Below are 9698 nucleotides of genomic sequence, written 5' to 3' on the forward strand. Positions count from 1 at the left end.
AGACGTCAAACATTCTCGATAAGACAATGGCGCCCCTGACGAGGCGCCATTTTTATTTGCAGCATTCCGCCGGCAGACACGGCGCTACAGCAAGCATCGCAAAACGCATGAAAAGCGTTCGCGAAATCCGCCTGCATTCCCACGGAGCATCGAAGTCGAGCCGTCAGCAGCGCATGAGGCGCCTGTTTGCGAATTGCTTCAGCCGACGCTTTCCCTCTTGTTGCCGTTCGCACCGAGGCCGGAAATCTTGGCAAGTTCCGAGCGACGGTTGGCGTAATTCTGCGCAACCATCGGATAGTTGGGAGCAAGTCCCCATTTCTGCCTGTATTCCTCGGGCGTCATGCCATAATGCACGCGCAAATGGCGCTTCAGGGTCTTGAAGCGTTTGCCGTCTTCGAGGCAGACGATGTAGTCGTTTGTCACCGATTTCTTCAAATCCACCGCCGGCACCAGGTTGCTTCGATCGACGATCGAAGCCGACCCATCCAATGTTTGCAGCGCCTCGTGAATATCCTTGATAAGCCTGGGGAGGCTGTGAACAGGGATGGCATTATGGCTGACATAGGCCGAAACGATCTTCACGCAGCCATCGAACAAAGCAGGCGTCTTCTGGGGTACGGGGTCTTTTCTCTCGCTGAAAGAATCCATGATCTTTTCCCGGATCTCATTTGGTTCCTCGTGCGCCGCCCCGCTCGAATTGCATCATGCGCGATACCCGCAGCCGGGCAGCGCGCCGTTTCGATTTGCGCCCTGTTCCAAGAGCGCGATCCCGGTTTGGTAACCGGGGCACAATGCGTCCGCATAAAATGCGTGCGCAATCACAGCCGGAAGCCTTTCGCTCCGTATCCCATATCCGCAGCGGTCTGCGGCAGTTCGCCGGCGGAGTCCGAGAAGTAGACCGCCAGCTTGTTGCAAAGAGTGACGAGCGGCATGCCGAGCATGAACGCCGTATGAGTGGGATCTCCGCCACAATGCTGCAGCGTCTGGAGAATAAGCTTGCGCTCGACATCCTCCATCGTCTGGCCAACGAGGCTGCTGACGGCGGTATCGACCGCTCCCTGCAGCAAACGGCCATTACCAAGATGGAGAGTGATCTCCTCGATCAATCGATTTTCGCTCGCGGTCACGATAACGATATCATCAGCATGACCGCCGAGCTCGCACAGAACATAGAGCCCGGTCTCGGCATCTATGCTGACGCGGCCAATCGCCTCTGCCGACTGATCGCAGATAAGGACATGCGGCTCGGCCCCGCCGACGAATGTAGCGTCCAGCTCGCCGCTCCCGGAGAAGACGATGCGAAGCCGGCTCACAAAAGCGCGCAGCAATGTCTTCGCCTTGAGCTCGCTCGCCGCCCGGGCCGCCGAGATCTGATAGGCCGATGTGAAAGCCGGCTGCTTCATCATGACGTCACCTGCAAAGCCCTGATGGCAGGCTTCGGCGAAAGACCGGCAGACATACGCCATGCATAAGGTTTGAAGATCGCGGCCATATCCGGCGGGAAAACGGCAGGAACAATCATTCCACCCCCCGCAAGACGGCTTTCCGCTTGTAGCGCCGGAGCTGGGCCAAGGAAACCGGCTTCGACAGCAGGAAGCCCTGTACATGCGTTGCGCCCGCTTCCCGCGCCACATCGAGCTGGGAGCTGGTTTCGATACCCTCCACGACGACGAAGGGAGCAAAGCAGGCGGCAAAACCGACAAGATGGGAGAGACTGTCGCTTCCGTCGCGGCCTCGTCTGTTATCCCACACGAAAGCCGCATCGATCTTGATGATATCGGCAGGCACCTGCAACAGCGATGCCGGCGTGGCGAAGCCGGAGCCGAAATCATCAATGGCGATACGACAGCCGAGACCACGGATCATCTTCATGCGCTCGATGGATACGCCAACCACAGGATAACTTTCGGTGACCTCGATGATGAGGCGCGAAGCAAGCTCTGGGCGACGGCTGATTCGGCCGAATATTTCAGCGAACCGATCGGAGTGCGACAGGCTGGTGGCGGAGAGATTGAAACCGAGAACCAGCGCCTCATCCGCAGTCAGATCGGACAGCACCATGTCCAGAATACGCAGATCGAGATCGAACCAGCGATCCTGTCGCTCGAGCAGAGAGACGAAGGTGCCGGCCGTGTGCACGGTGCCATCCGAGTCCGTTACGCGCGCCAGGCTTTCCGCGTAGAACACTTTGCCGACATTTGCGGCATCATGAATCCATTGCGCCGCAAAACCCAGGCCACCTTCGGCGATCGCCTTCAAGATCAGGGCTCCATGTCCCTCCTCCTCGCGGCTTGCACTACCGTTCATCGGACTTCCCTTTCGGGGCGACGCGGCGATCGAGGAACATCCAGGAGCAGGAAACAGCGGGTGATGAACGGCGTGCCTCCCGCCGAAACATCGGATTCCGGTGTCTATAATCCGCCTCTTCCATCTTCCAGACACCCTCAAACCTCAATCATTGAGGCCCCCTTCATCGAGCTGGAAATATTGCGCCGAAGACCATAGTCAACCCGGCACGGACATGCCTACGAGATAGTTATTTAATAATTGCTAATACACTAATTAATTAGCGCTGCAAAAGTCAATCTCCGCGCAGCTTTCTCCTGTACAACTAAACTAAAATATTAATGCTCTTCAACAATTATTCGCCACTTGCCCGGGACCACCAGCCACTTTGCCGCGCTGCCTGCAGGGCCAAATCCAGAGGCGGCAGATCTTGGTGCCACAATCTTTCCCACTCCAGACTCATGATGCCGGCATAACCATCGGCATCGAGCGCTGACTGCAGCGCCGGCATCGGGAACTCGCCGGTACCGGGCAGCACGTAACTATAGGGCAGTCTCGGCCCCGGCCTCGAAACGCTGTCCTTGATGTGGAGATGTCGGGTGTTGCCCCGAACCTGCTTCCAGGTTTCGACGGGATCTTGCCCGCCCTTGCGCCAGGTATGATGCGTATCCCAGATAAGAGCGCAATCGGGTGCTATTTCAAGGAAGCGTGGAATAGCGTCCGGCAATGCAAGGAAATCATGTGTCTCGATGACCATGGCCGCATGAAAGCCTTCACGCTCCGCTGTCTCACGCCACCATTGCAGCGTCGCCAGCGCCTCGGCCAGTTCGCCCGTGTCGGCGGTTTCGCCACCGTCGAAGACCCGGAGCGAACGAACGCCGGCGGCCTCAGCCCATGGAAGATAGCCCAGGAACTCTTCCTTTGCCTGGGCTGTCGCACCGACAAGACGCAGCGAAGTATTGAAGGCACAGACGCTGACGGGAGAGGCCTGCAGCACTTTGGCTAGGCCAGCCGGAGAACCGAACCTTTCGGTGAAATAGGCAACCAGATCGACAGTGCCGCCAAGGGCGCGGATTTCGATGGAGTCGATGCCATGCTTGGTCGCCAATCCAAGGGCTTCGTTCAATTCGAAATCCGCACATCCCAATGTGGAAAATGCCGACACCATCCGCGACCTGTCACTATCAACTGCACTCACCAGAGCCTCCTCCGCCCGGTTGCCGCTCACTCGACGTGGGGATGGGTATGCTTCACCCTTTCGCGGCCTGCGGCTCGCCATAAGTAACCAAATAGATAATTAAAGAACCGACGTCGGCCGTCAAGCTCCGATCACAATCCACCCGGTCGAGCAGCTCATCAACGATCAATGGCGCGGCCGATATTCAGAATATGAAAAACGGATATCCTCACCAGACGATCGGATGCGTTTCCCCGGTCGCGACATTGACGAAACCTTCCGGCGCCCTTTCGGAGGGAGCGACCAGAACCCAGCGCCAGGGCGCGCAGGTGAGCGTCGCGAAGGAAAGCCGCTCGGGAAAGCCCGGCCACCAGCGGGGCGAGAAGGTTGGCTCATACATCCAGTCGATCTCGGCGCCGGCCTTATAGAGCGCCTGCATCTCAGCATCCAGCTCCTCGGCCGAGCGCGCCGTCATCAGACCGCCGACCTCATAACGGACGCGGGCGACGACCTTGCCGCCCGACACCAGCACCCAGCCACCCTGCTGCTCCTTCAGCGCATTGGCGACCATCGCCATGGCTTCATCGGAAGAGCCTACGACCCAGATATTGTGCTTATCGTGGCCGAGCGTGGCACCGAGGGCGGTATCCGGCGTGCGTGGGCCTGTGCCCAGCCAGAACATGCGCGCGACCTTGGCCTCGCCGGAAAAACGGTCGACGATTGCAAATTTCGTAACGTTACGATCATGGTCGCGTTGCACTGCGCCCTCTCGGACAGGCAGATCCATAGTGATGAAATCATCAGCCCAGTGGAACGGCCGCAGCAATGCGGCCTTGGCGGTGTCGGACGTTGACGGGGCGGCAATGCGAAAATCCTCTGGCGTCACGGCCCGATCCATGCGGACCGTCCACGTTGCCCATGCCGGCCAGTCGATCTCGGGCCGGACGCCGACAAAAGCCTTGCCTTCGGATGCCGGCCTGCCATCGGCCCAGACCTTGGCGATCGACAGCGTCTTCACGTCATCCAGCAGCACGATATCGGCAAAACGGCCGGGCGCGATCGAGCCGACCCATGGCGTCAGCCGCATGTGCCGAGCGGGATTGATCGTCACGCATTGAATGGCGGTTTCCGGCGACAGCCCGTTTTCGATCGCGAGGCGGACATTATAATCCGTCGCGCCGATCTTCAGCGTATCGCTGGCGCTGCGATCATCGGTGACGAAGGCGATCTGCGACCAGTCGGACAGGCCTTTATCGATCAACCCCTTGATGACCTCGGGCAGGGAATGCGGACGGAGTTCGATGAACAGGCCATGCGTCAGCTTCTCCCAGATCTCGTCGAGGAACCAGCCCTCGTGATCGGAGGCAAGGCCGGCGCCCGCAAAGGCATTGATCGACGCCAGATCGCGCAGGCCCGCGCCATGACCCTCGACGACGCCGCGCTGTTCGAAGGTGGCCCGGATCATGCCCCAGAGGCGATCGTAAGCCGGATTCTCCGGGTTGCTGACGGAAGGCCAATCCATGACCTCGTCGAGCCCGGCCACCATCAGACTTTCGCTCAGAAACGACTTCTGCTCGTCATAGCCGAAGTGGCCGCCGCCCCATTCGTAAGCCGTCGGCGGCACGGCCGATCCCGGCAGGGGAAATATCTTCATCGGCGAACCGCGGCGACGCGCTTCCAGCCAGAATTCCAGATTGCGGGCACCATTCACATTGGAAAACTCGTGGCTCGCCTCGCAAGTCCAGGTGACACCATGCGGCATGACCAGAGCCGCTTCCCATTCCGGCGTCAGATGCGAGCTTTCGATATGCTTGTGTGCCTCGCCGAAACTGGGAACGGCTGCGAGATGCGGCTCGTGCACACGCTCGCTCACCTCGCCCTGATAACTGCCGGCCGGACCGACATAGGCGATGCGCCGACCTTTGATGACGATTTCCTGATCGTCCAGCCAGGTGCGGCTATGCACATCCAAAAGCCTGCCGACACGCAGCAGGCGATCTGCGGGCCGACGGCCGAGCGCGGTCAGCGTCAGATCCTGACGGATCAGTACCTCGTCCGCCGCGTTGATGAGCAGATCGTCGGGAAGATTTGTGTTTGGGGATGTCATGAGAAGCATGCCTGCAGGATATTCGGTCAAGTGAGGGTAGAGATGACCGATCCGCCTGTAAAGCTGCCCGGCCACCGGCCGAATAATCGCGTGTAAAGTGAAGGCATTGCTGCGGCGCTCATTCTCCCGAATGAGGAGAAGAGTTCGCGGATTTCAACGATGTGCAATGGCCAGACGTCGCAGCGTGACGCAACATATTCATCCCACCAAAGGCAAAAACCACCACCCTGCCCATTTGTTGGGCTTGTAAAGACGGTGCTCGAAAAATAGTATCCTGCAAGCTTGAAACATATCCCAGATTTCATTGACCAAAAGGATTTCGAGAATGAACGGCCTCACCCTTGCCCGTGTTGCGGGATTTGCTTTCCTTGCCGCGGCAACCGCCATGCCGGCCTTCGCTCAGGCAAAGACGCTAACCGTTTCCTGGTGGGGTTATAATGGCGAGAAGATGCAGGCCAACATCATCGAGCCCTTCAAGAAGATCTGCGGCTGCGACGTGGTCTTCGAAACCGGCAACAATGCCGATCGTCTCAACAAGCTGAAGCTGCGCGGGGGTAAGGGCGTCGACGTCATCTATCTCACGGACAGCTATTCGCAGCTCGGCATCCAGCAGGGTCTCTTCCAGGAAATCGACCGCAGCAAGATCTCCAACCTTGCCGATCTCTACGATATCGCCAAGGCGCCGCAAGGCAATTACGGCCCCGCCTACACGATCGGCCGCATCGGTATCGTCTATGATACGGCGAAGGTGAACCCGCCGATTACCTCGTGGAACGATCTTTGGCGTGATGACCTGAAGGCCGCCGTTTCGCTTCCGGGCATCACCACGACGGGTGGGCCGCTGACGGTGCTCCAAGCCGGCAAGCATGCCGGCGTCGATCCCTATGCCGATGCCGACAAGGCGTTTGAGGCCATCGAGGCGCTGAAGCCGAATGTCGTCAAGAACTACAATACCGGCTCCGAGCTGGTGAACCTGATCTCGACGGGCGAGGCAAAGGTGGCGATCACGCAGGATTTTGTTCTGTCGTCCCTGCGCGCGGCCGTTCCGACGATGGCCTGGGCCGACCTCAAGGATGGCGATATCGCCGTCCTCAACACGGTCAATATTCCGAAGGGCTCGGAAAACGTCGAGCTTGCGCACCAGTTCATCAACTTCATCCTGTCGAAGGACGTGCAGCAGGCGGAAGCTGAACAGGGCGTCGATGCGCCGGTCTCGACCAAGGTCGTGCTGCCGCCTGAGAAAGCCAAGCTCTGGACCTACGGCACCGAGATGATCGCCAAGCTCAACCGCATCGACTATCAGAAGCTGATCGAGGCGCAACCGGACTGGGTCGATCGCTGGAACGAGATCTTTGGCATGTAACAGAGCATGCCGCATACTCGTGCGGCGTACTCACGGAATTCGGTTGATGAAGCATTTGATGAAATGGGGTTTAGCGACGCCGGCGATCCTCGCCGTAACGCTCTTCCTGCTCGTTCCCGTCATCATTACGATCGCGGCGACCTTTGGCGAACCCAAGGGGGTTTTCTCCGCCTATGTCGCCTTCTTTTCCAGCGGCTTTCGCCGCACAGTGCTCTTCAGGACGATCGAGGTGGCGCTGATCACGACGGCGATCTCGCTGTTTATCGGCTTCATCGCCGCCTATGTGATCGCGCAGATGCCGGGCCGCGCCAAGAGCGTGATGATCATCGCCGCCGTCTTTCCGCTGCTGACCGGCGTCGTCGTGCGCTCCTTCGCTTGGCTGATCATTCTCGGCAAGAACGGCATTCTCAACACCATCCTGCTATCGATCGGCGTCATCAGCGAGCCGCTCTCGATGCTCTACACCGAGGGCTCTGTCATTGTCGCGATGGTCTATCTCTTCGTGCCCTTGATGATTCTGACCCTCGTCGGCGTGCTTGAAGGCATACCGCAGGATCTCATTCAGGCCGCTACTTCGCTCGGCGCAACCCCGGCCGCGACCTTTCGCCAGGTCATCCTGCCGCTTGCCACGCCCGGCCTTATCGTCGGCGCGGTGCTGGTCTTTACCGGCAGCTTCACCTCCTACGCCACGCCGCAGCTGCTCGGCGGCGAAAAGCAGATGATGATGGGCACCTTCCTCTATCAGCGCGCCATGGTCACCTTCGACTGGGTCGGCGCCTCGACGATCGCCGCCATCATGGTGGTGGTCACGATCGGCATTGTCGCGATCATGAGCCGTCTCGCGCGATGGCTGAACCCGATGGCGGTGTGATCATGACAAGAACGGTCCATCCCGCGCTCATCGTTTTCACCGCCCTCGTCTTCCTGTTCCTGCTGGCGCCGCTCGTCATCATCATCGGCGCCGCCTTCAGCGACACGACCTATCTCACCTTCCCGCCGCAGGGCCTGACGCTGCACTGGTTCGCGAACATCTTTCAGATCGAGGCCTTCCGCACGACGGCGATCACCAGCCTGGAACTAGCCTTCCTCGGAACGGCACTTTCGCTGCTGATCGGCATTCCCGCCGCCTATGCCATCAGCCGCTATAGGGTCGAACTGCCGCGCTGGCTTTCGACGCTCTTTGTCCTGCCGATCCTCGTTCCGGAAATCGTCTTCGGCTTTTCGCTGATGAAATCGATCACGATCGGGCTCGGACTGCCGATCTTCCCAAGTCTCCTGATCGGCCATGCGCTGCTTGTGCTGCCCTATTCGGTGCGCGTCGTCAGCGCCAGCCTCGCGAGTTTCGATTTCTCGATCGAGGAAGCGGCAATCAGCCTCGGCTGCCCGCCGCTGAAGACCTTCATGACCGTGGTGCTGCCGAATATCCGCGCTGGCGTCATCGCCGCCTTCATCCTCGCCTTCATCACCTCGATCAACGATGTCTCGGTCTCGGTCTTCCTGACGGGCCCGGGCATCTCCACCCTCCCGATCCAGATCCTCGCCCATATGGAGCAATTCTTCGACCCGACCATCGCCTCGGTTTCCGTGCTGCTGATGCTCGTCACAGTCGCCGTCATGGCGATCGTCGAAGCCACCCTGGGCCTCACCTTCCTGACAAAGTAGCCGCCTGTGACCGTATCGCTCTCCATCAATTCCATCAGCGCCCATTACGGCAAGACGGCCGTCCTGCAGGATCTTTCGCTTTCGGTCGCGGCCGGCGAACTCGTCTCGCTGCTCGGCTCCAGCGGCTGCGGCAAAACGACGACGCTGCGGCTCGTCGCCGGCTTCCTGCAGCCGACCAGCGGCACGATCAAGCTCGGCGAGCGCGACCTGACGACGCTGCCGGCGCATGCCAGAGATATCGGCCTGGTGTTTCAGAACTACGCGCTGTTTCCGCATCTAACCGTACTCGAAAACGTCGCCTTCGGCCTCAAGCAGCGCCGCATGCCGACAAAGGAGCGCCTCACGAGGGCCGCCGCAATGCTGGAGCGCGTCGGTCTTTCCGGCCTCGGTGACCGCCTGCCCGGCGCCCTATCCGGCGGCCAGAAGCAGCGCGTCGCGCTCGCCCGCGCCCTCGTCATCGAGCCGCCGCTCCTAATGTTCGACGAGCCGCTCTCCAATCTCGATGCGAAGCTCCGGGTCGATATGCGCGTGGAAATCCGCCAGTTGCAGCGCGCCAATGGCACGACCTCGCTCTACGTCACCCACGATCAGGAAGAGGCTTTCTCGATCTCCGATCGCGTCGCCATCATGAATGCCGGCCGCATCATGCAGCTCGATACCCCCGAGACCCTCTACCGCAAGCCCGCCAACAGTTTTGTGGCCCGCTTCGTCGGCTTTGAAAATCTGCTGCCGCTGCGTGTTGTTGAGCGGCAAGGCGCCTCTGTTACAGCCGAGGCCATGGGCGGTGCCAGGATCACAGTATCGCAGGACGATTTCGGACCGATTCCGGACAGCTTCATTCTTGGCTGCCGTGCGGATGGTCTTTCGGTTCGACGCAAAGGCAACGGCCTGCCCGCGATTCTGGGAACACGCACCTATCTCGGCCGCGCCTATCAGTATCAATGCGACACGGCGGCTGGTGCTATTGTCGCCAATGGCGCCTTATCGGAGCCGATGGCTGCCGGAAGCAGCGCGATGCTCGTGCCGGTGCCGGAGCAATGCTGCATTCTGGAATCTGAAGAGTAAGAGACACGCTGAGCTAGGATTGCCATCGAAGAAGAAGT

At 59.8% G+C, this 9698-nt stretch carries 9 protein-coding genes; 4 read left to right on the forward strand and 5 right to left on the reverse strand.

All coding sequences use genetic code 11. From position 1 onward, the window contains the following. Positions 1-198: 198 nt before the first annotated feature. The 5 genes from PH558_RS29360 to PH558_RS29380 form a co-directional block, all read right to left on the reverse strand. Positions 199-648 (reverse strand): Ros/MucR family transcriptional regulator, encoded by a 450-nt coding sequence (locus tag PH558_RS29360; RefSeq protein WP_095433540.1) that lies wholly within the window; start codon positions 646-648, stop codon positions 199-201. A 170-nt stretch (positions 649-818) separates the two neighbouring features. Then, a complete protein-coding gene (locus PH558_RS29365) occupies positions 819-1406 on the reverse strand; it encodes a helix-turn-helix domain-containing protein (RefSeq protein ID WP_174718582.1) in 588 nt (195 codons plus the stop codon). 112 nt (positions 1407-1518) lie between these two features. After that, positions 1519-2307 carry an EAL domain-containing protein gene (locus PH558_RS29370; RefSeq protein WP_095433539.1) on the reverse strand — a complete coding sequence of 263 codons (789 nt, stop codon included), beginning with the start codon at positions 2305-2307 and terminating at the stop codon, positions 1519-1521. Between the two features lie 334 nt (positions 2308-2641). Continuing rightward, complete coding sequence (locus tag PH558_RS29375; protein WP_244575260.1) at positions 2642-3484, reverse strand: sugar phosphate isomerase/epimerase family protein; 843 nt, start codon at positions 3482-3484, stop codon at positions 2642-2644. A gap of 208 nt (positions 3485-3692) precedes the next feature. Further along, a complete protein-coding gene (locus tag PH558_RS29380) occupies positions 3693-5570 on the reverse strand; it encodes an adenine deaminase (protein WP_285207990.1) in 1878 nt (625 codons plus the stop codon). A 325-nt stretch (positions 5571-5895) separates the two neighbouring features. Here PH558_RS29380 and PH558_RS29385 point away from each other — a divergent pair, with 325 nt between their 5' ends. The 4 genes from PH558_RS29385 to PH558_RS29400 are packed head-to-tail and all read left to right on the forward strand — an operon-like array spanning position 5896 to position 9660. Next, a complete protein-coding gene (locus PH558_RS29385) occupies positions 5896-6933 on the forward strand; it encodes an ABC transporter substrate-binding protein (protein ID WP_483314207.1) in 1038 nt (345 codons plus the stop codon). A gap of 46 nt (positions 6934-6979) precedes the next feature. Beyond that, a complete protein-coding gene (locus PH558_RS29390) occupies positions 6980-7804 on the forward strand; it encodes an ABC transporter permease (protein ID WP_285207991.1) in 825 nt (274 codons plus the stop codon). Continuing rightward, complete coding sequence (locus PH558_RS29395) at positions 7804-8595, forward strand: ABC transporter permease (protein WP_095436123.1); 792 nt, start codon at positions 7804-7806, stop codon at positions 8593-8595. Before PH558_RS29390 ends, PH558_RS29395 begins: the two co-directional genes overlap by 1 nt. A 6-nt stretch (positions 8596-8601) precedes the next feature. After that, on the forward strand, positions 8602-9660 hold the full coding sequence (locus PH558_RS29400; RefSeq protein WP_285207992.1) for an ABC transporter ATP-binding protein: 1059 nt from the start codon (positions 8602-8604) through the stop codon (positions 9658-9660). Positions 9661-9698 lie beyond the last annotated feature (38 nt).

The organism is Rhizobium pantanalense (assembly GCF_030182525.1).
GTDB lineage: Bacteria > Pseudomonadota > Alphaproteobacteria > Rhizobiales > Rhizobiaceae > Rhizobium.